Annotated in this window: 19 protein-coding genes, 1 riboswitch and 1 other annotated feature; of the genes, 10 read left to right on the forward strand and 9 right to left on the reverse strand. The window is 52.0% G+C overall.

The features are described 5' to 3' along the window. Positions 1-72: 72 nt before the first annotated feature. Positions 73-2,196 carry an MMPL family transporter gene (locus KNP68_RS08430; RefSeq protein WP_214799373.1) on the reverse strand — a complete coding sequence of 708 codons (2,124 nt, stop codon included), beginning with the start codon at positions 2,194-2,196 and terminating at the stop codon, positions 73-75. A gap of 102 nt (positions 2,197-2,298) precedes the next feature. Further along, positions 2,299-3,090: a hypothetical protein gene (locus KNP68_RS08435; protein ID WP_214799374.1), complete on the reverse strand. Its 792-nt coding sequence runs from the start codon at positions 3,088-3,090 to the stop codon at positions 2,299-2,301. A 140-nt stretch (positions 3,091-3,230) separates the two neighbouring features. Between KNP68_RS08435 and KNP68_RS08440 the strand changes: the two genes are divergently transcribed. Next, on the forward strand, positions 3,231-3,395 hold the full coding sequence (locus KNP68_RS08440) for a YycC family protein (RefSeq protein ID WP_021068148.1): 165 nt from the start codon (positions 3,231-3,233) through the stop codon (positions 3,393-3,395). Between the two features lie 18 nt (positions 3,396-3,413). Here KNP68_RS08440 and pulA read toward each other — a convergent pair whose 3' ends face one another. Continuing rightward, complete coding sequence (gene pulA, locus KNP68_RS08445) at positions 3,414-5,408, reverse strand: type I pullulanase (RefSeq protein WP_214799377.1); 1,995 nt, start codon at positions 5,406-5,408, stop codon at positions 3,414-3,416. A gap of 70 nt (positions 5,409-5,478) precedes the next feature. On the opposite strand from pulA, the gene KNP68_RS08450 reads away from it, so the two are divergent. Together KNP68_RS08450 and KNP68_RS08455 are read left to right on the forward strand one after the other, a co-directional pair. Continuing rightward, positions 5,479-5,970, forward strand: a complete 492-nt coding sequence (locus KNP68_RS08450) for a YajQ family cyclic di-GMP-binding protein (protein WP_021068146.1) — start codon at positions 5,479-5,481, stop codon at positions 5,968-5,970. Further along, entirely contained in the window at positions 5,967-6,545 is a 579-nt protein-coding gene (locus tag KNP68_RS08455) for a metallophosphoesterase family protein (RefSeq protein ID WP_214715006.1), read from the forward strand. The genes KNP68_RS08450 and KNP68_RS08455 overlap by 4 nt, the downstream gene beginning before the upstream one ends. Before the next feature lie 38 nt (positions 6,546-6,583). Here KNP68_RS08455 and argS read toward each other — a convergent pair whose 3' ends face one another. Further along, the gene (argS, locus tag KNP68_RS08460) at positions 6,584-8,266 is read right to left on the reverse strand and encodes an arginine--tRNA ligase (RefSeq protein ID WP_214799379.1); all 1,683 of its coding nucleotides are present in this window, start codon (positions 8,264-8,266) and stop codon (positions 6,584-6,586) included. A 52-nt stretch (positions 8,267-8,318) separates the two neighbouring features. Beyond that, positions 8,319-8,531: a binding site (T-box leader), on the reverse strand. Positions 8,532-8,685: 154 nt separating this feature from the next. Here argS and KNP68_RS08465 point away from each other — a divergent pair. Both KNP68_RS08465 and KNP68_RS08470 read left to right on the forward strand, forming a co-directional pair. Further along, positions 8,686-10,365, forward strand: a complete 1,680-nt coding sequence (locus tag KNP68_RS08465; protein WP_242678972.1) for a GGDEF domain-containing protein — start codon at positions 8,686-8,688, stop codon at positions 10,363-10,365. A gap of 96 nt (positions 10,366-10,461) precedes the next feature. After that, positions 10,462-10,557, forward strand: a riboswitch (SAM riboswitch). A 52-nt stretch (positions 10,558-10,609) separates the two neighbouring features. After that, entirely contained in the window at positions 10,610-11,911 is a 1,302-nt protein-coding gene (locus KNP68_RS08470) for a Na+/H+ antiporter NhaC family protein (protein WP_034797487.1), read from the forward strand. A gap of 27 nt (positions 11,912-11,938) precedes the next feature. Here the strand turns inward: KNP68_RS08470 and KNP68_RS08475 are convergent, their stop codons facing one another. Beyond that, complete coding sequence (locus tag KNP68_RS08475; RefSeq protein ID WP_021068141.1) at positions 11,939-12,583, reverse strand: TVP38/TMEM64 family protein; 645 nt, start codon at positions 12,581-12,583, stop codon at positions 11,939-11,941. A 225-nt stretch (positions 12,584-12,808) separates the two neighbouring features. On the opposite strand from KNP68_RS08475, the gene trhO reads away from it, so the two are divergent. From trhO to ald, 4 genes are all read left to right on the forward strand, one after another. Then, positions 12,809-13,750: an oxygen-dependent tRNA uridine(34) hydroxylase TrhO gene (gene trhO / locus KNP68_RS08480; RefSeq protein WP_034804313.1), complete on the forward strand. Its 942-nt coding sequence runs from the start codon at positions 12,809-12,811 to the stop codon at positions 13,748-13,750. Positions 13,751-13,866: 116 nt separating this feature from the next. After that, the gene (locus KNP68_RS08485; protein WP_131471602.1) at positions 13,867-14,292 is read left to right on the forward strand and encodes a divergent PAP2 family protein; all 426 of its coding nucleotides are present in this window, start codon (positions 13,867-13,869) and stop codon (positions 14,290-14,292) included. A 102-nt stretch (positions 14,293-14,394) separates the two neighbouring features. After that, on the forward strand, positions 14,395-15,618 hold the full coding sequence (locus KNP68_RS08490; protein WP_214799381.1) for a PucR family transcriptional regulator: 1,224 nt from the start codon (positions 14,395-14,397) through the stop codon (positions 15,616-15,618). Positions 15,619-15,747: 129 nt separating this feature from the next. Further along, the gene (ald, locus tag KNP68_RS08495; RefSeq protein WP_021068137.1) at positions 15,748-16,878 is read left to right on the forward strand and encodes an alanine dehydrogenase; all 1,131 of its coding nucleotides are present in this window, start codon (positions 15,748-15,750) and stop codon (positions 16,876-16,878) included. Between the two features lie 93 nt (positions 16,879-16,971). On the opposite strand, the gene murB is transcribed toward ald, so the two are convergent. Both murB and KNP68_RS08505 read right to left on the reverse strand, forming a co-directional pair. Beyond that, a complete protein-coding gene (murB, locus tag KNP68_RS08500; RefSeq protein WP_021068136.1) occupies positions 16,972-17,892 on the reverse strand; it encodes a UDP-N-acetylmuramate dehydrogenase in 921 nt (306 codons plus the stop codon). Between the two features lie 155 nt (positions 17,893-18,047). Next, entirely contained in the window at positions 18,048-18,698 is a 651-nt protein-coding gene (locus KNP68_RS08505) for a diacylglycerol/polyprenol kinase family protein (protein WP_029596251.1), read from the reverse strand. Positions 18,699-18,846: 148 nt separating this feature from the next. Between KNP68_RS08505 and KNP68_RS08510 the strand changes: the two genes are divergently transcribed. Further along, positions 18,847-19,470 (forward strand): DUF1836 domain-containing protein, encoded by a 624-nt coding sequence (locus KNP68_RS08510; protein ID WP_029596252.1) that lies wholly within the window; start codon positions 18,847-18,849, stop codon positions 19,468-19,470. 70 nt (positions 19,471-19,540) lie between these two features. Here the strand turns inward: KNP68_RS08510 and KNP68_RS08515 are convergent, their stop codons facing one another. Both KNP68_RS08515 and KNP68_RS08520 read right to left on the reverse strand, forming a co-directional pair. After that, positions 19,541-20,020 carry an LURP-one-related family protein gene (locus KNP68_RS08515; protein WP_021068133.1) on the reverse strand — a complete coding sequence of 160 codons (480 nt, stop codon included), beginning with the start codon at positions 20,018-20,020 and terminating at the stop codon, positions 19,541-19,543. A gap of 217 nt (positions 20,021-20,237) precedes the next feature. After that, entirely contained in the window at positions 20,238-20,723 is a 486-nt protein-coding gene (locus KNP68_RS08520; protein ID WP_021068132.1) for a restriction endonuclease, read from the reverse strand.

Genomic DNA, 20,723 nt, shown 5'->3' on the forward strand with positions numbered 1-20,723 from the left:
TCCTTTCCCAAATTGCGCGTAATCATGAAACTATTTTAACACATTTTCACGACTATTTCATTAAATGTATATTTAGTGTAGATTACGTTTCGGTAAATCTTTCTTACCGAACCACCACCAGTTCCAGTCCCCAAGCAGTTTCATCAAGGACGGGACAAGTAAAATCCGGATGATTGTCGCATCGATAAAGATCGCGAGCGCGATGCCGACACCGAGCTGTTTGATCGGACTAACACCGGTAAAAGCGAACGCCCCCGTGACGACAATCATGATGACTGCGGCCGACGTGATGATTTTACTCGTCTTGGCGAGTCCCATCTCCGTCGCGTAATCGTTATCCCCGGTCTCCCGATAATATTCCTCAATCCGCGAGACGAGAAACACCTCGTAGTCCATCGATAGGCCGAACACGAGCGAGAAGATGAACACCGGGGTCAAGATACTGATCGTCTCGGCATCGTACACATAGCCTGATTCGAAGATGATGACGAGCAGACCGAACGTCGCCCCGAGACCGAGCACGTTCATGATGATCGCCTTAATTGGAATCAAGACTGAGCGGAACGCCCACATGAGAATGACCATCGTCGCCAAGATGACAGTCACGACCGCATACGGGATGCTGTCATAAATCTCTTCATAAATTTCTTCGTTGAACGCGGCTGGTCCCCCGACGTCAAAACCGCTCTCGCGCCAATCTCGGACGAATGCTTGCGCGTCTTTATCACTCGGCGGGACGTTGAAACTAACGTTGACGAGGGCAAGGTCTGTATTCCCTTCAAGCGTGACGAGACGTTCGAACGCCTCGAGTTGCTCTGGTGCCGCTTCAGCGAGTTGTTGGAATTCGGCTGGTTCGAGACCGGATGCCGTCAAGAACGTCGTGACGTTGTCGACAATCGGATCCTCGGATAGCTCATCGGTGAGTGCAGTCAATTCATCGAGAATCATCGAATCGGTCAAGTCATTCGTCTCAAACAAGAGCACCGCATCGGTCGACGTCTCCCCGAACACGTCGTCCCACCGCTCAAGGGCGGCCCGCGACTCGTACGAGGTCGGGAGTGCATCGGCGTCCGGGATGTTCAGTTCGAGGTCACGAACGAACCAGAGGCTTGGCAATAGCAGCAAGAGCGCGACGAGTGTCATCGTGACGGGACGTCTCATGACGAAACGGGCCAACTTCTGCCACCGTACTTCAGAACGCGTCTCATTCGTTTTGATAAGACGCCCTTTATTGATCGCATCTCCGACGATATATAAGGCGGACGGCAACAGCGTGAGCGCTGATAAGACCGCGCCCGCCACCGCAATCAGCGCACCGAGCGCGATGGCTTGGAACACGTCGACTTGGATGAATAACAACCCGGCCAGTCCGACGAACACGCAAAGCCCTGAGAACAGAATCGAACGTCCGGCCGTCGCGACCGTTCGGACGATGGCTGCCTCTCGCGACTTCCCATGTGCGAGCTCTTCCCGGTAACGGTTGACGAGCAATAGGGAAAAATCGATGCCGAGCGCGATGGCGATCATCGCGACCGCATTCAAGACGAAAATAGACAGTTCCATCGTTTGGGCAAAGAAGAACAACGAGCCGGCAGCCACGATGAACGTAATCAATCCAACGAATAAAGGCATGACCGCGGCGAGCGGCGTCCCGAAGACGAGCAAGAGGACGAGCAACGCGACCGGGATTCCAATCAACTCGGCCCGAATCAAGTCATTCTTTGACGCTTCATTCAAGTCATCCGCGAAGACCGGCTCTCCGGTCAATCGCACGTCTGTATCCGTATCTCGAATCAAGGCGTTGCGAACGTCATCGATTGACGCCTCGGCCGTATCGTAATCCTCGAACTCGAGCAATAAGTAAGCTGCGTCCCCTGAGCGGGCATCGGGATTCTCGGCTGGCGTGATCACGCCGTCGACCCCATCGACGTCAATCAGTCGATCCCGTTGCTGCTCGATGATCGTATCAAGGTCGCCACCTTCCAACAAGACGATCATCGAGGCCCCGGCCCGGTCGAACCGGTCGTTCAACGTATCTTCCACTTGGGCGAAGCGCCCGTCTTGAATCGCAAATCCATTGCCGCGCAGTTCACTTGGCAACTGTAATCCGAAATATACCGATACCGCGAGCAATACCGTCCAAATCAACACGACAGCGTAGCGCCATCGGACTAACGCTTGTCCTAATCGTTCCATCCCTGTCCACTCCTCTCCATCTAAGAAGACTGTTCCCGTTTTTAGACGAGATTCTGTAAGCCTTCGTAAAAAAATCCTGAACCATGCCCTGGTCCAGGATTGTCAACGCTCGAACACTTGCAGCCAACTATGGCAGAAGCGACGCGGCGTCGATAGGACGACAAGTCTGTCGCCCGGCTCGTCCAATAAGACGACTTTCAACAATTCGGTCTCGGCACATACTTCTGATGAGAACACTTCACAATCGCGCTCAAACAGTTGGAACGATGTCATCGAGGTGATGGCGGTCGTCACACCCATTTGATCGACGATGACCAAGTCACGGTCACCCCCGTATGGAACCTTCCAACGCGCGCCCGCTTCGACGTCCTCGACCATGAACTGTTGATTCCGTTCATCGTACAAGGTCACGAGGCCAGGTGCCGTGAATCGTTCGAAATCATAGGTCGATTGATATGCGAGTTCGATGATGTTCCCGAACTCCGGGATCTCCTCGTAACGGCTATACCGAAACGTGTGATCGTTCAAGTTCAAGGCGACGATATCTGATTCGGCCGAGTACAAATACAAATCGTCCCCTGACCAGTAGTGCAGGTTACTGAACCAATCGTCATGGAACGTCCGTGGAATTGGGTGACGTTCCATCGTCCCGTTCGTCAAATCCATGACTCCGTATGTCTGCAAATCTCGAAATAGCGCGACGGCTCTTCTACCATGTGGTTCAATATATAGTGCGCAAGGTGCCCATTTCCACTCGAGTTCCCATCGGATTTGGAACGTCTCGTCAAAAAACAGAAACCCGGTTTGCGCCAAATACAACATCCATCCTCCACCAACGCGCTCTAACCATTCAACCGTTTGATGAAATTGATAGTCTGCTACTTGTTTGTACATTTGATCACTTCCTAGTTTCAGCTTAGCAACGCACGACGCATTTTTCGATTTTGAATGTGTTCACAGAACACATTCTCCATCTGTCCGCTTTTCCTGTATACTGGCAGTAGCATACCCGTAATTGGAAAGGAGGAACCCTCATGCGCCCACTTCAACTCTCTCCCGAGACGGCGGTTGAGCTTGCCAAAAAGCTAAACGTCCCACTCGAGGAACTCATGCATATGCCAAAACACATCATCGTCAAAAAGATGATGGAGCTCGAGGCAGCCAAAACTGAAACGAACGAGGAAAAGGAGACGGAATGACGTCTCCTTTTTTCGCGCTTACTGTTGTTTCGGTTTCCGTTTTTTCGCAACATACCAGAGACCGAGGATAGCCAAGGCAGCTCCACCGGCGACCGCATATTTGCTGTAATCCGGACGGCGTTCCGTCACGACGAGTGTCGATAACGGCGCGACCGTGACATGCCGCTCCTCGAGGAGACGTGGTGCCGTCAAATTGACGGTGTGATCTTCGACATGGACCTCGAACTTGCCGGACGGGAGTTTCACCTCGACCGCTTCTTCGAGTCCGTTATGGTATACGAGATGGCGTTCGACGTAACCTTCGACGTGGCGACTCAGTTCAAAGGCGATGACGCCCTCTTCTTCATCGAAGAAACGTAAATGTTTACGAATCTGTTCCGCGTTCTCAAGACGAAACAACGGATATTGTTTGCGCAGGCTGATCAAGCCCTTCACATATTCGACGCTCGGCGTCTCTTGCTCGGCCCGCGTCCAATCCAAACGGTTGACGACCTCCCCCGAATTGAAGCTGTTCTCGTCCCCGTCTTTTGTGCGGAAGAACTCTTGACCGCTATGCAGGAACGGGATGCCTTGACTGAGCAACACAATCGATGTCGCGAGACGATGCCGGCGGCGGCGTGTCGTCTCATCGTCGTCCGGATTCGTAACGGCCAGTTTGTCCCAAAGCGTCAAGTTGTCATGGCACTCGACATAGTTCACGACTTGGTTCGGTTCGTCAGCAAAGCTTTGGCTCGTGACTGCACCGGCAATCCCACGTTTGACGTCCGCCGTCATATCCGCGTTGCCGCTGATCCAACCTGGCAAGTCTTCGATGAACACATCCCCACGGACACCGTCGCGAATCGCGTCGTTGAACTGGGCGATGCGCGGCATCTTATGGGCGTTATGTTGGTTCGCTTTTTTACGGACCGGAAGCGGTGTGTCGAGATCCCAGCCTTCTCCGGTCACGAGAATCGATGGGTCGACGCGATCGAGCGCCTTGCGGACCTGGTTCATCGTCTTGACGTCATGGAGTCCCATCAAATCGAAGCGGAAGCCATCAATCATGAACTCTTTCGCCCAATACGACACACATTCGACGATCAATTTGCGCATCATCGCCCGTTCGGACGCCGTATCGTTCCCGCACGCCGAACCGTCGGCGAGCGTACCGTCCTCGTTCAAGCGGTAATAGTAGTCCGGTACGAACTGTCCGAGCGGCGTCGTCAATGTATCATACGTATGGTTGAACACGACGTCCATGATGACACGGATGCCACGATCGTGAAGTGCTTGAATCATCGCTTTCAACTCGATGATGCGAGCGGCCGGATCATCCGCTGAGGAAGCGTATGAGCCTTCGACGGCAAAATAGTGGACCGGGTCATAGCCCCAATTATAATTCGCCTCACTCTCGCGTGACTCATTCACTGAACCGTAATCGAAGAACGGCATGAGTTGGAGATGCGTGACGCCGAGCCCTGTAATATAGTCGAGACCCGTCGGATAACCCGTCGGTGTCTTCGTTCCGACTTCGGTCATCCCGAGGAATTTCCCGCGATGCATGACACCACTGTCCGGATGACTCGTCAAATCACGGACGTGCGCTTCATAGATGACCGCTTCTTGTGACGAGTGGAAGAGCGGACGTTCTTTAACCCAATGGTCTGGGTTGAGCGTAGATGGGTCGAGCAGACACCCGCGCTTCCCATTGATCCCGACGACTTTTGCATACGGGTCGAGCGATTCGATACGCTTCCCAGCTACGACCGCCTCGAACACATAAAACTGACCTTCGAACAAAGCACGATCGAGTTCGATGACCCACGTCCCTTTCTCGGCCCGTTCTAACGACAACCGTTCGAACTTCCGCGCTCGCGGTGTCCGGTATAGTTTTACCGTCATCTCTTCGGCAACCGGTGACCAGACCCGCAACCGGATGAGGTCACTTTTAAACGTCACCCCGAGGTCTTTGCCGTGATATGCCATATGGTCTAAATCTACATTTGTCTGTTGATCGATAGTATGTTCCATCTCTTTCACTCCTTCACTACTTCAAATCTGCTATCATTATAACAAAACCCTTGTAAAGGATGGATGAAACATGGCAAAAGACAATTCTTTTGATATTGTGTCAGAAATGAACCTCGAAGAAGTGAAGAACGCGATTCAAATCGCCGAGAAAGAAATTTTGAACCGTTACGACTTTAAAGGTTCGAAGAGTGAGATGTCACTTGATAACGGCGACCTCGTCCTCGTCTCAGATGACGACTATAAACTCGAGCAATTGAAAGACGTCATGATCACGAAATTGATTAAACGTGGCGTACCGACGAAAAACCTTGATTATCAAAAAGTGGAACGTGCGCTCGGCGGCACAGTGCGTCAACGCGTCAAATTGAAGAGCGGCATCGATAAAGACGATGCGAAAAAAATTAACAACGCCATCAAAGAATCAAAACTGAAAGTGAAGTCACAAATTCAAGACGATCAAATCCGTGTGACAGCCAAGTCGCGCGATGACCTTCAAGCCGTCATGCAGCTCGTCCGTGAGCTCGAATTGTCCGTCGATGCCCAATTCACAAACTACCGATGAAACTCGCCATCATCAGTGACCCACATGGTTCGTTTGATGATTTGAAAGCCGTGCTCGAGTCGGTCCGCCGCGAGACGGAGCACATCCTTTGCCTCGGCGATCTGTACGAGTGTCATATCGGTAAGAAACGGCGCAACGAGCGCTTCCATGAAGTGTCCGATGTCGTGACGTACGACCCTGACTACGAGGCGCTCCTCACCTTCCCTAGCCTGCGCGGCAATCAAGAAGAGCGGATTGACGAAGTGCTCGTGGTCTCGCATCCGGTCAAGACACGAATCGCCTTATTACCGGAGCAGACGACGCTCGATGAGGCGCTATTCTTGCATGGACACCAAGTGAAATGGAGTCCGGACTGGGAACCGCTTGTCGAGAAAGGGAAGTATCCGCTCGTCTTTATCGGACACAGCCATATTCCGGGGATTTACCGGAAAGGCCGCTCGATTCCCTGGGAAATCGGACAGCCGTTCGTCCTAAAGAAAAAACGTTACGTCATCAACGTCGGCGCCGTCATCTTCGACCGGGAGTGGTGTCTGTATGACACGAAAGCTCGGACGGTAACGCGGATGAAAGCATAAGAGAAGGGACCCCACGAAACGGGTCCCTTTTGTCGTCCTTACATTTCTTCTGGAGCTTGAACACCGATCAAACGGAGTCCTTCCGTCAATACGATCGTCACCGCTTTGACGAGGGCGAGACGTGATTGTTTGCCTGCATCTTCTTCAAGGACACGGACATGACCGTAATACTTGTTGAACGCTTGCGCCAAATCGAGCACGTAACGGCTAATGATCGATGGTTCGCGGCGTTCGTGGGCACGTGTGATGACGTGCGGGAACGCGTTGAGCATCGTCACGACGCCCCACGTGTGGTCGTCGTTTGCGCCAGTGAACGTCGAGCCGTCATAGTTGCCTTTACGAAGGAGCGAGTTCGCACGCGCGTTCGTGTACTGCACGTACGGGCCCGTCTCGCCTTCGAATTTGAGCATGCTATCGAGGTCGAACTCGATGTTGTTGATGCGTTCATTCTTCAAATCGTGGAAGATGACCGCGCCGACACCGACCATGCGTGCCACGTCGTCCGCGTTCGCAAGTTCCGGGTTCTTCTGAGCGATGTTCGCTTGTGCTTTCTCGATTGCTTCTTTGAGCACTTCCTCGAGCAAGACGATGCGACCTTTACGTGTCGACATCTTCTTCCCTTCTTGCAAAATCAAGCCGAACGGCACGTGATGCATGCCATCGACGAAGTCATAGCCGAGCTTGCCCAAGACTGAGAACAGTTGTTTGAAGTGAAGCGCCTGCTCACCGCCGACGACGTAGTTCGCCTGGACGAAGTTGTACGTCTCATGACGATAGACGGCAGCTGCCAAGTCGCGTGTCGCATAAAGCGTCGCGCCGTCTTTCTTTTTAATCAAGCATGGCGGTAAATTCTCGTCCTCGAGTGAGACGACCATCGCCCCTTCACTTTCGACGAGAAGGTTTTTCTCTTCGAGCATGGCGACGACACGATCCATCTTGTCGTTATAGAACGCTTCCCCGTTAAAGCTGTCGAATTCGACACCAAGGAGGTCATATACTTTTTGGAACTCTTTGAGTGATTCTTCGCGGAACCACGTCCAAAGCTCAGTCGCTTCCTCGTTACCGTCTTCGAGTTTCTTGAACCACGCACGGCCTTCGTCCTCAAGTTCCGGTTGTGTCTTCGCTTCTTCGTGGAAATGGACGTAAAGCTTCAAGAGCTCAGCAATCGGATGTGCCCGGACCGCTTCCTCGTCGCCCCATTTTTTATAGGCGACCATCAGTTTACCGAACTGTGTGCCCCAATCCCCGAGGTGGTTGATGCCGACGACGTCATAGCCGTTTTTACGGGCGATTTGGTTGATGGCATTCCCGATCACCGTTGAACGAAGGTGTCCCATCGAGAACGGTTTGGCGATGTTCGGTGACGAGAAATCGGTGACGATTGTCTCGTTGCGTGTCGCATGCGTCGCATAGTCCGCTTGTTCATCGAGCACCGTGTTGATGATTTCTTGTGAGACGACGTCACGGCTCAAGAAGACGTTCACATACGGGCCGGCCGCCTCGACTTTCGTGAACAACTCGTCGTTCAAGTCGTTCGCGATATCCGTCGCGATCATAACCGGTGCTTTACGATAGGCTTTCGCAAGTTGGAAACACGGGAAAGCAAGGTCCCCGTGTGCCTCATGTTTCGGTTTTTCAATCAATGCTTCAATCTGGTCGAGCGTCAACTCGTCCCCGATGACACGGGACAAGGCTTCCGCATATTTGCGTTCATAACTCATTCTAATTCCTCCTTATCATTTGTTCATAAAAAAAACGCCCTTTGCACAGATGCAAAGAGACGGGATGGCCCGCGGTACCACTCTTCTTGCCTGCTTGACGCAGACCGCTTTATCGGTGATAACGGGGGTCCCCCGGCTACGCCTACTCAAGTTCGGATAGCATCTCAAAAGTGCGTTTCGCGATGTTTGTCAGCCTAGGCTCTCACCAATCCCTAGGTCGCTTTGTTGACGGAACGATCGTTACTCTCTTTTTCATCGACTTTCGTCTATGTGGTTGAAAAGCAATTTCATTATAGAGGATATTTCATATAGACTCAATGCTAGAATTCCGCCATTATGATGGATAGGCAGGACTCAGGCGTGATTGTGCCGAATCTCCTACCATACATAATTGAATTTTTCCCACATAGGAGGGAACCATGAACCATTTCCGCAAGATGTCCGTCCTTGGTTGGAGTATTTGGAGTATGCTATTCGGTTTGACGCTCATCTTGTTCGCTACAGGCGTATTGAACATGCCGGCCATCGAGCCGTTACCGTTCATCTTGATCGCGTTGCTCGTCATTATTTTTCAAATGGACTCCATTGAACGGAAAGGCGTCTACTTTACCTTTTCAGAAAGTATCGTCTTAATTATTTTTCTATTCTTTGATTTTGAGACAGCGCTGTTCGTCAATCAGATTGGACTACTCGTCTTCCAGTTCGTCAACTTGAAACCGCGCGTCGCGCTTCGACGGTTCCGTTTTACGTATCCGTGGAATGCCATCACGTCATTTTTGGAAATCGCCATCCCGGCCAGCGTCTACTTGGCACTTGGTGGTGTGACCGGTCTCGGATTCTATTCCCAAGAATCGTTCCTCCCGCTTGCCGGTTTGATTATTGCCATCATTTTGAACACGGTCGTCCAAAAGTATCAAGTCGGCTGGTGGTTCCGCGTCGACATCCCGGTCCGCGACTTTTTAAGCATCGCGTTTTACACGTATATCGTCAGTCTCGTCTTCATTTTGGCGGCCTCGCTCTTCCGGGAGACAAACTTGCTCGTCGTCAGCAGTATCGCCGCCGCACTCACGTTCTTTATTAAGCGACTCATCATTCAAAAAGGTCGACAAGACGCCTTCAAATCGTTGATTGAACAATATGATGAAGCAAAAGAAGCCGTATCGCTATCGCAAAGCGAGGCACAAGCCATCGAAGTGTTCCTCAGTCAATGTGAGCGACTCAACGAGTACGATGAAGGGTACGTCGAGTTCAAACTGTTTGATCGCACACTTTACTTTGATTTGAAGACGCGCCAGCCGATCGATCGCCATGTCGTCTTTGAATTACTCGATGCAACCTATCCGAACGAAGCCTCGGTCGAGTACGAGATGCGCTTCGAATGGGACGCCCCGCTGTCGAACGAATTTAATGAAGACTATCATAGCTTCATCTCGGTCCGTTCCGAGGAAATCGAAGGAATCCGCACGTGGATTGTGATGACGGGCGAGCACGTCTATGGCTATCCGCCCATCATTCAACGCGAGATTGTCAAACTGCTCAAGTCGTTCAATCGGACGATCAGTCGTTGTCATGAACGCGACCGCCTCTATACCGAGAGCCGGACGGACAGCTTGACGCTGCTTGCCAATGCACGGGCTTTTTATGAATACGGGATTCAACAGATCTCGGACGGCTCGATGTATCCGATTTCCGTCGCGATGCTCGATATCGACTTCTTCAAAAAAATCAACGACACGCACGGTCACCAAGTCGGAGACAGTGTGCTCCAAGAATTCGGTCGCCGCATTCGTCAAGTGCTCCGCACCGAAGACTTTGCCGCCCGTTACGGCGGTGAAGAGTTCATCTTGCTCTTAAACCGTTGTGATGTTGAGGCCGCCGTCGAGATTGCCGAGCGCATCCGTCAACAAATCGAGAACAAACCGTTCCACGTCGACGGAATCGATATACCCGTCACCGCTTCAATCGGTGTCGATACGATTCAGTCGTTCGGCGACAAACGTCTTGACGATACGATTCGTAACGCCGACCGCGCGCTCTACGTCGGCGGGAAATACGCCGGTCGCAACCGCGTCGCCCATTATAATTTCTTAACGACCTGACTCGCCCCCACGTTCATCGCGTGGGGGTTTGCTATTGACAAGCAGATTTGAAACAGGTACGTTAGGGAACGTGTCTTATAACTAAATATCACAACTTTTTTATCAAGAGAGACTGAGGGACTGGCCCGATGACGTCTCGGCAGCGGGTAACCTGTGCCAAATCCAGCGAGCGGTCTGCTCGAAAGATGAAAAAAGTGTTTCTTGTCGAGAGAGCCTTTTTTCAGAAGGCTCTCTTTTTATTTTTATGAATGAGGTGAATCGATTGGAACAACCAACAGCTAACAAATGGGCGCTCTTGCCCTTACTCGTCTTCCTCGTCTTCTTTATCGGGGCAGGCATCTACTATGACGACTTTTATAAATTCCCCGTCTTGATCGCGGCCTTGATTGCCGTCATCGTCGCGGCGATGATGACGAAAGGGAGCGTCACCCAGACGGTCGAACGCGTCGCCCAAGGTGCCGGGAACCCGAGCATCCTCATCATGGTGTTCATCTTCTTGCTCGCCGGTGCGTTTTCAAGCGTCGCCGAAGCAATCGGTGCGATTGACGCGACCGTCAATGCGGCATTGACGTTACTACCGCCCTCGCTCCTATTGAGCGGCCTATTCGTCATCGCAGCCTTCATCTCGATGGCGATGGGTACGTCGACCGGGACGATCGCCGCACTGGCGCCGATCGCTCTCGGCATCCATGAGGAGAGCGGCGTCAATATCGCTATCGCGGCGGCCGCCGTCGTCGGGGGTGCCATGTTCGGGGATAACTTGTCGTTTATTTCGGACACGACGATTGCAGCCGTCCGCACCCAGCGGACGAACATGCGCGACAAGTTCCGGACCAACTTTTGGATCGTCTTGCCGGCAGCCGTCATCACAACGATTTTACTCGCTGCCCTATCGAGCGGAGAATCGACCATCGAGCCGGCGGCGTTTGAATGGTATAAGTTGATTCCGTATCTAGCGGTTATCGTGCTCGCTTTGACGGGAATGAACGTCATCCTTGTCTTGCTCGGCGGCATCGCCCTGACCGGCATCATCGGTCTATTGGATGGCAGTCTAGCCGTCACCACGTACGTCACCGCCATGGCGGACGGCATGATGGGCATGGCCGAGATTTCACTCCTGACATTGCTCATGGGTGGGCTCGTCGGACTCATCTCGCACAACGGCGGACTCACGTACTTGCGTGACGCGCTCACGTCCCGAATTAAAAGACGGGCCGGCGCGGAGTGGAGCATCGCCGGGCTCGTCAGTGCGACAAACGTCGCGACGGCGAACAACACGATTTCGATTCTCGTGGCTGGTCCGCTCGCCGCGAACATCGCCGACGATTATGACATCGAACGTAAAAAGTCTGCGAGTGTACTCGATATCTTCTCGTGCGGGGTCCAAGGTCTGCTGCCTTACGGGGCACAGCTTCTCATTGCGGCCGAACTGACGAACACGGCATCACCGGCGCTCGTGCCGTATATGTTCTATCCGTTCTTGTTGTTCATTTGCGGAGGATTGGCCATCGCCTTTAACTTCCCGCGTTTCAAAAAACGCGCTTAACGAAAACGACCTTGTGAAGCTGTCGCTTCACAAGGTCGTTTGTCGTTTCGCTTCAAGTTCACGTTTCAGCTGCTCGTTACGTTTTCTGAAGGCACGCCGTTTGAGCAGTTCTTCGAGTCCGCGGCTGATTACCCACAGAACGAACAGCAACAGGACGAGCATCGATAATCGGAACGGGCTTTGGATAAACTCTTCCCACTGGTCACCGATGACAGAGAAAATCAAGACGACGAGCAACTTCCCAAACCCGGCCGCCATAATGAACGTCCGGAGCGGCATTTGGATGAGGGCGAGTAAATACGTAATCAAACTGACCGGAATGAACGGGAGCGAGTAGAGAAATCCGAGCGAGACCGGACTCATATGATTGATGCGTTCGAGCCAATAGACGCCTTGTTTATGCCTCTCGAGCCATCGCGTCATCGGCTTTCGAAAGACGTAGCGAACAGCTGCAAACACAAGAATCGTCCCGAGCAAGCTTCCGACCCACGACAATAACGTCCCGAGCCAAAAACCGTACGTTGCTGCGTTCGCCGAGATGATGAGGACGAGCGGGAGAAATGGAAAGATGGCTTCCAGGAAAGGTGCCCCGAGTCCTGCCCAAGGTCCGCCCGGAAGTCCTTGTAGCCATTCAATCAAGTTTAAAATATATTGTTGGAGTGATGTCAGCATGTCAGTTTCCACCTTCAACTTTCGTTATTCCCTTTTTACCCGATTTCGCTCAGGAAGACGCATCCCCCTGCCCACCGCCGTAAAAAAATAAAAAGTATTTGCGAAATTCCGCTGTGATATCTATCATATAATATGGACTTGTGGTTGCAGGCAAGTCCGTTCGTCGAACGACACAACCCAACGTTCGTTTTCCTGCAAAAAACTGAACACAGGGGAGTAACACACATGGAAACAAAACCAATGCGGGTCTTGCTGTACTATAAGTACGTCAATATCGAAGACCCAGAAACGCTCACACAAGAGCACCTCAAGTATTGCAAGGACCTCGGTATCAAAGGACGCATCTTGATTTCTTCCGAAGGAATCAACGGGACGTGCTCTGGGACTTGGGAACAGACCGAGCAGTACATGAACGACTTGAAAGCGAACCCGCTATTCAGCGACATCGAGTTCAAAATCGATGAAGTCGAAGAGCATGCGTTCTCGAAAATTTTTGTCCGTCATAAGAAAGAGCTTGTGACGTGGCGCTTTGATGGTGAGTTCGACGTGCCTAAACAGCACGGTGCATACCTCGAACCGGCAGAATGGAAAGAGATGATGAATCGCGACGATGTCGTCATCCTCGACGTTCGTAACAACTACGAGTACGATCTTGGTCACTTTAAAAACGCGATCAAAATCGATGTAGAGGCTTCTCGTTACATGCCAGATTGGCTCGAAGAGAACAAGGACCTCTACGAAGGGAAAACGTTACTCACGTACTGTACCGGAGGCGTCCGTTGCGAGAAATTTACCGCATATATGCGTGACCAAGGTCACGACAACATTTTCCACCTTAAAGGCGGCGTCGCCATGTACGGCAAAGACGAAGCCACGAAAGGCGAAGACTGGGAAGGTGAGCTTTACGTCTTTGACGAGCGCATCAACGTCCCGGTCAACACGGTCAACCCGTCCGTTGTTTCGGAGTGCATGCACTGCGGAACGAAGACGGTCCGCTACGTTAATTGTGCCAACCCGGTGTGTAATGCCCAACACTTCTGTTGTGAAGAGTGTGAACCGAAACAAATGCGTTCATGCTCGAAAGAGTGCCAGGAGCATCCACGTAACCGCTATATCATCGAGAATATCGCGGACAAACTTCAGGAGACTGAAGGCGTCGTCGGGTAACAAAAATCGACCAGAAAGCACTTCGAGCCTACGCTCGAGGTGCTTTTTTGACAGAAACTTTACGTCTAGCCGATGACAGAATCGGGTATAGTGTAGATACCATTGTCAGACAGGAAGTGAATCGATTGCTCTTTAACGAACCTTTACTCGCCGCCTTGCTCGCTTGGTTCATCGCACAAGCAGCCAAGCTCGTAACCGAACTCATTAAAACACGAGATTTTGAATTAGAAATCATGTTTGCCTCGGGTGGGATGCCAAGTTCCCACTCTTCGACCGTCGTCGCCTTAGCGACCGTCATCGGTCGAGTCGAAGGAATCGATTCCAGTATGTTCGCACTCGCCTTGATTTTCGCGACGATCGTCATGTACGATGCGACCGGCGTGCGTCAAGCGGTCGGATTCCAGGCCCGTTTGTTGAACGACTACTTCAAAGGAATCAAGCACGAGACGCCCATCTTAAATGAGCTGGTCGGTCATACCCCGTTCCAAGTCATCGTCGGGGCTTTACTCGGTCTCGTGGTCGGACTGTTTTTCCCAATTTAATGTGAATGATGCAGGCATGTCGTTCCCCCCTTCTAAAAACTCACCATCTTTTTGTGAACTTTCACAACAGAGACGGTATAGTGAGAGAGAGGAGGAATCGACATGCCTTTTTTGCAGAAATCTTATGAGTCGCTCGATACGCTCGCCGAAGCAATCGGACAAGCGATTCGGGCCCCCATCACGATTGAAAATCGACACCATCAGTTGCTGGCCTATAGCACCCACCCCGACTCGACCGACCCGGCACGAATCGCGACGATTATCGGCCGCCGTGTCCCGGAAGCAGTCATCGAAGACTTATGGGAAAGTGGCATCCTTCAAGAAGTGATCGACCGCGACGAACCGGTCGTTATCCCGGCCCGCATGGCCGTCGGTCTCGGTGAGCGGGCGGCCGTCGTCATCAAGCAACAAGGTGACGTGCTCGGTTACATTTGGAGCCTGGCCCGAACGACGCCGTTCTCAGAACAGGAACTCACCGTCCTACAAGAAGGGGCGAACATCGCCAAAAAATTGCTGATGACCATCGCGATGCACGAACGGCGCATCGACGCCGAATTGGAACGTTTCTTTTTAGAAGTGCTGGCCACTCCCGTCTTATCGCCATCCCACCGCAATCGCTTGAATGAGCTCGCACCGATTGCCGTCGCCAGCCGCCTCACCGTGATTGAATGTGCCCAGCCGGTCACCCCGCAACTGGCGGAACGACTGTTTTATGTATTGGCGACCCAGCAAGCGATTGAAGTCGTCCTGCACGCGATCGATGGCCAGCAGTTACTCGTCTGGCATTATATGAAATCGGACTTGGCCGAGGAAGAAACGGCGCTCTTGCAGTGGGCCGACCGCTTTGAAACGCAGCTCCGAGACAAGTTCATTGAAGCGGAGCCGCGCCTTGGCATCAGTCGACGCTTTTTTGAGAGCGACATGCTCTATGCGGCGATGGAAGAAGCACGACGCGTCACGTCGCTTCGCCGAAAGTTCCCGTATGAGCTTGCGACATCGCGCACGTTCGAACAGATCGGAATTTATCAGCTCGTACCCGATTTGGCCCGACGCATCGGGCTTCGTCTCGAGACGCATCCGACCATCGAGCGCCTACAGGCGTATGACGTCACGCATCATACCGAGCTCGTCACGACGCTCGAATGGTATTTCTATTTTGATGGGAACGTCAAGCGTGTCGCCGCTCATCTTCACATCCATCCGAATACCGTGCTCTACCGGATTCGGCGGATTGAAGAACTGACGAACATCACACAAGTCTCGCTCCCTGAACGGGCCGCCGTTTATCTTGCCATTAAGGCCGGTCAATACCGCCAAGACGATTGACGCCTACTTTGTGTTTTTTCACAAAGTGGGCGTTATCACTTTTAGAATCCATGCTAAAGACGGCGTTTTCGGATGGGTCTATACTAGAGGTGTGAACAAATTGTGTCAGTAGAGAAAGGGGAACTTTACATGAAAATCGGGGTATTGAAAGAGATTAAAAACAACGAAAACCGCGTCGCCTTGACGCCGATGGGTGCAGCTGTATTAACTGAACTTGGACACGAGGTCCTCGTCGAGACGGAAGCGGGCGTCGGTAGCGGCTTCACAAATATGGAGTATGTCGATGCGGGGGCAACAATCGTCGACACCGCTGCGGACGTTTGGGGAAACGTGGAATTGGCGTTGAAAGTAAAGGAACCGCAACCATCGGAATATCGTTATTTCCGTCCTGACTTGACCCTTTTCACTTACTTGCATTTGGCGGCCGAACCAGAACTCACGAAAGCACTCGTCGATTCTGGTGTGACGGCCATCGCCTATGAGACGGTCGAGATCGACCGCACATTGCCGCTCCTCACACCGATGAGCGAAGTGGCCGGACGGATGGCTGCTCAAATCGGCGCCCAAATCCTTGAAAAACCGCACGGTGGAAAAGGGATTCTCTTGTCTGGCCTGCCAGGCGTACCACGTGCGAACGTCACCGTCATCGGGGGCGGTGTCGTCGGGATGAATGCCGCCCGCATCGCGATTGGTCTTGGTGCCAACGTCACGATTATGGACATCAGCCCGGCTCGTCTGCGCCAAATCGATGATCAGTTCGGCAACACAATCAACACACTCATCTCAAACAGCTACAACATCGCCAAACAAGTCGCTGAAAGTGACCTTGTCATCGGTGCCGTCCTCATTCCAGGCGCGAAAGCACCGAAGCTCGTCACGAAAGAAATGGTCCAACAGATGTCACCAGGTTCGGTCATCGTCGATGTCGCCATCGACCAAGGCGGAATCTGCGAAACCATCGACCATATCACGACGCATGACGCGCCGACGTACGAGCGTTACGGGGTTCAACACTATGCCGTCGCCAACATGCCAGGTGCCGTCCCACGCACGTCGACACTCGGTTTGACGAACGCAACGATGCCGTATATCGTCGAGTGCGCACAAAAAGGGATTTTCCCGGCACTCCGCGAGAACGCAGCCTTGCTAAAAGGATTGAACGTCATCGACGGGACGGTCACGTATGAAGCCGTCGCCCGCGACCTCGGCTACACGTTCGTCGCTCCAGCCGAAGCCATCACGAAGCAACTACAAGCGTAAACGTAAATCCGCCAGCAACGATGCTGGCGGATTTTTTGATGTCGGCACTCTATAAAAAAACGCTCGAACCGATCGGTTCGAGCGTTTGCGTGCTTATGCGTTCTCGACGGCGATGTCCTCACCGATGATTTTCACTTCTGGTTCAAGCTCAATCTCGAACTTCTCCTTCACCGTCGCCTGGACGTGACGGATGAGCGAGATGTACTCAGTCGCTGTCGCTTCATCGATATTGACGATGAATCCGGCATGTTTGAGTGAGACTTCCGCTCCACCGATCCGCTTCCCTTGCAGGCCACAGTCTTGAATCAATTTGCCGGCGAAGTAGCCCGGTGGTCGTTTGAAGACGCTACCGCATGATGGATACTCGAGCGGTTGCTTCGACTCGCGCTTGTACGTCAAGTCGTCCATGACGTCTTTGATCGCTTCATAGCCGAGCGGTTCGAGTTCAAACGTCGCTTCGAGCACAATCAACCCGTCTTTCGAAATCCGGCTCGTCCGGTAGTCGAGATCGAGTTCGTCTTTCGTAAGTGTCATGAGCTGCCCTTCAGGCGACAATACGACCGCACTCGTGATAACGTCTTTCGTTTCTCCACCGTAGGCGCCTGCGTTCATATACACCGCGCCACCGACCGTTCCCGGGATGCCACAGGCAAATTCTAAGCCAGATAACTCTTCGGTCAACGCTTGACGTGAGACGTCGATGATGGCCGCACCGGCTTGGGCGATCAGTTGATTCCCGTCTCGACGAATCGTTTTCAGTTCGTTCAAGTTTAAGACGATGCCACGAAGGCCTCCGTCACGGACAATCAAGTTCGACCCGAACCCGAGAATCATGAATGGGACGCTCTCGCGATGGGCGAGCTCAAGCACGGCTTGAACTTCTTCATACGTGTGCGGGGCCACGAAATAATCGGCCTGCCCACCTAATTTTGTATACGTGTGTGCCGACAGCGGCTCATCTTGCTTCACGCGATCGGCCGGAATGATAGTGAGTAGTTGATTTAAAAAGCTCATGCGTTGCCTCAATCCTTTACGTTCAATTTTAAAGCATGCCTCGGTTCGTCAAGAGAGAGGCAGGCACGTCACTGAATGATTTCAGTACGAAACACAGTATACAAATCTTTGACAGGGGTGACAAGCAACGTTTTCTTTACAATGAAGGAATTGGTTTATAACAATAATGATGTAGCAACGGCAACGACGATAGGAATTGTAAAGTTATCCCAATCTCGATATGAAATTGCTTCTGTGAGTGTGGCAATGATTGAAATAATGAATCCATATGTTACCACTTGCCAAAGTGGAATATCATCCCACAAAAATAATAAGAAGAGGACGGCATACGAGCTGAGGAACATGGCCATGCTACCTTGGAACGAGCGCTTCTGTCCGTATAAATCATAGGTCACTGTCCCGTACTTCCGACCGATGAGCGCGGCCAGGCCATCGCCCCACGCCAAGACGAGCGATCCTGCCAAAAAGGCGAGCGGCTCTGATTCAAAGAAGAAGAACAGGATGACGAGCAAGGCGATCGGATAATAGACGGTGCCGAGCGATTTACGTTCCGTCTGATGAACCGGTGACGGACTCTTATAAAGAAGGAACGCGTTCGCGAACGTGAAAAAGACGAGCGGCACGGCGGCGACGTACCAAGTTTCCATTAACCAAACTGCAAGCAGTGACCAATGGCCGACCGCGATATGTACACTTTTACGAATTGTCTCATCCGTCCAGCCGAGGCGTTTGCCAATCTGTTCAAGACCGACGAGAAACACCAGGACAATGACGATGGACAGGATGGAACTGACCCATTCATTCATCTTTGAACCACCTTTATCTACATTTTTTGTACGTTTTCATTATACCTTAATCAAGCGATAGCCTAGCTTCCTTTTCAAACATTTGGTAGAATGAGGTCAAATGACTGTATAGCCAACGAACGAAGGCGGCTATAGAAAGGAGGCCTGAATGCGCGACGCAATTTCGATTCAAACTTTGGCTGATTGCCTTCACTATATGCGGGTTGGCGACGTTGACCGGGCCATCTCACTCTTCCCTGAGGACGTACGCGAGCATTTCCCGAAAGAACTTCGCAAAATCCACTTGTTTCATATTGAAAAGAACGGGCTGTCAATCAATCAAATCGTCGCTTTGGCGAACACGTTGACCGGAGAGCATTTGTCCGCTACCACGATTCAAAACTGGACGAAGCGAGAAGTCCGTAAAATCATCGGGGTTCCCCGGGTCGGAAAGAAATACTCGCTCCAACAAGCGGCCATCATTTATTTGCTGGATGATTTGAAGCACTTGTTCTCACTTGAAGAGACGAGTTCTCTCCTCGCACTCATCTTCAACAATCCTGACCGCGACGAGGACGACCTCATCTCGCCCATCGATTTTTATCGCCTCTACGCCGAGTACGCCAAGTCGACGAGCCCGATCGAGCTCCTCGACACGCGTGCGAAGCGATCGATTGAAAAGATGGGGGTCACCCACCCGAACATCTTGCACGTCCTCAAACTCTGTCTATACGCCCATCGCGTGACGACACTCGAGATCGAGGCGAAACATTATTTGAACCGCTTCATTTGACCTTCGTCGAATGAGGCTTTTTTTTTCAGAAAAAAACACCAGTCGCAGTGACTGGTGTTCGTCATATTGGTTACACCGATACCGCGATTGGCATCCGTGATTTGACTGTCAACGTTTTAAGGACAGACAACAACTCGAACATCGAGAGTTGGTCGGCCTCTTTCGTCAGGCAGAAGCAATCATCGTCTTGTTTGCGGAGTTCCGCCACAAGCTTACCTGCTTTGTCTCGAACGCTGAACTTGTAACGCTCGACATCGTATTGAATCGTATAGAGACCGCGTTCGTAGACGTTGTACTCACACTTTTTCCCGAATAACGAGAATTTGTCCTTCAACTGACCAATCGCTTGTCCATCGTGGTTCATGACGACCCACTTCTGACAGTTCGGGATATACTTCCCGTGAGCGATTTGACGGCCTGACAAGTTGTGCACTTGAACACTGCCCTCCGCGTCGCGGTGAACAGATCCGATCGCATCATTTGTCTCGTCATAAATGGTCGCTTCGCCTTGCGTAAAGACGCAACCTTTTACATAAATTAATTTGCGCACCGCTTTTCCTCCTAATACGTTCCAACCGTTGATTTGTGTGTGTTTGGTTGGTATTTCTATGAAACCCCCAAATTGGTACTGCGCGTCGCTTTTTCTCGTTTCAGCGACTACATATTTCATATGACGAAGATGATTATTGCACCTATTCGTGAAAAAGACAACCCCTTTTTCTTCGACACAATCCGCTATTCTGTCAAAATTGTGAACACGCCTGATATTATCGCTTGAAACCGGCCTGTTTCAACATCTCTTCGAGCTCCGTTCTTGCAATCAGACGAACTTGATTTGGCTCCGCCAATTCGTATGCACTATCGGTATAAGAGGAGTTCGTCACGACCCAACCTTCGTTCACCCCATAGTATGGAACGGAGGCTGCGACTTGTTGGACTGCCTCAAGCCCGACCGCTTTTTCATAGCGCTTCGCTTGGACCGCGATTGACCATCCGTCCTCCGCTTCAAGGAGCAGGTCCGCCCCGAAGTCACGCGACGCCGGCGTCACCGTCACCGTGTAACCGAGTGCGGTGAACACTTCTTCTAAAAACAATTCAAATTCACGACCGTCCATCCGATCGATGCGGTGAATCGTCGACAGACGCATGCGCCAGATGAGCCAGAGCAGGCCGATTCCTAAACACGCGACGATACTCCATATCGGCGCATCTCCCCACCATAATCCGATGGCGATCAACAAGCTGAGCCCCAT

Origin of the sequence: Exiguobacterium sp. s50, assembly GCF_018618175.1 — a bacterium.
In the GTDB taxonomy this organism is placed as follows: Bacteria; Bacillota; Bacilli; order Exiguobacteriales; family Exiguobacteriaceae; genus Exiguobacterium; species Exiguobacterium chiriqhucha.

What these genes read in the sequence shown, in the direction of transcription:
- KNP68_RS08440 (WP_021068148.1), top strand. Translation starts at nt 3,231, where the DNA reads ATGCGCCCACTTCAACTCTCTCCCGAGACGGCGGTTGAGCTTGCCAAA.
- KNP68_RS08470 (WP_034797487.1), top strand. Translation starts at nt 10,610, where the DNA reads ATGAATGAGGTGAATCGATTGGAACAACCAACAGCTAACAAATGGGCG.
- trhO (WP_034804313.1), top strand. Translation starts at nt 12,809, where the DNA reads ATGGAAACAAAACCAATGCGGGTCTTGCTGTACTATAAGTACGTCAAT.
- KNP68_RS08435 (WP_214799374.1), bottom strand. Translation starts at nt 3,090, where the DNA reads ATGTACAAACAAGTAGCAGACTATCAATTTCATCAAACGGTTGAATGG.
- KNP68_RS08465 (WP_242678972.1), top strand. Translation starts at nt 8,686, where the DNA reads ATGAACCATTTCCGCAAGATGTCCGTCCTTGGTTGGAGTATTTGGAGT.
- KNP68_RS08450 (WP_021068146.1), top strand. Translation starts at nt 5,479, where the DNA reads ATGGCAAAAGACAATTCTTTTGATATTGTGTCAGAAATGAACCTCGAA.
- KNP68_RS08475 (WP_021068141.1), bottom strand. Translation starts at nt 12,583, where the DNA reads ATGCTGACATCACTCCAACAATATATTTTAAACTTGATTGAATGGCTA.
- KNP68_RS08520 (WP_021068132.1), bottom strand. Translation starts at nt 20,723, where the DNA reads ATGGGGCTCAGCTTGTTGATCGCCATCGGATTATGGTGGGGAGATGCG.
- KNP68_RS08510 (WP_029596252.1), top strand. Translation starts at nt 18,847, where the DNA reads ATGCGCGACGCAATTTCGATTCAAACTTTGGCTGATTGCCTTCACTAT.
- ald (WP_021068137.1), top strand. Translation starts at nt 15,748, where the DNA reads ATGAAAATCGGGGTATTGAAAGAGATTAAAAACAACGAAAACCGCGTC.
- argS (WP_214799379.1), bottom strand. Translation starts at nt 8,266, where the DNA reads ATGAGTTATGAACGCAAATATGCGGAAGCCTTGTCCCGTGTCATCGGG.
- pulA (WP_214799377.1), bottom strand. Translation starts at nt 5,408, where the DNA reads ATGGAACATACTATCGATCAACAGACAAATGTAGATTTAGACCATATG.
- KNP68_RS08490 (WP_214799381.1), top strand. Translation starts at nt 14,395, where the DNA reads ATGCCTTTTTTGCAGAAATCTTATGAGTCGCTCGATACGCTCGCCGAA.
- KNP68_RS08455 (WP_214715006.1), top strand. Translation starts at nt 5,967, where the DNA reads ATGAAACTCGCCATCATCAGTGACCCACATGGTTCGTTTGATGATTTG.
- KNP68_RS08430 (WP_214799373.1), bottom strand. Translation starts at nt 2,196, where the DNA reads ATGGAACGATTAGGACAAGCGTTAGTCCGATGGCGCTACGCTGTCGTG.
- murB (WP_021068136.1), bottom strand. Translation starts at nt 17,892, where the DNA reads ATGAGCTTTTTAAATCAACTACTCACTATCATTCCGGCCGATCGCGTG.
- KNP68_RS08505 (WP_029596251.1), bottom strand. Translation starts at nt 18,698, where the DNA reads ATGAATGAATGGGTCAGTTCCATCCTGTCCATCGTCATTGTCCTGGTG.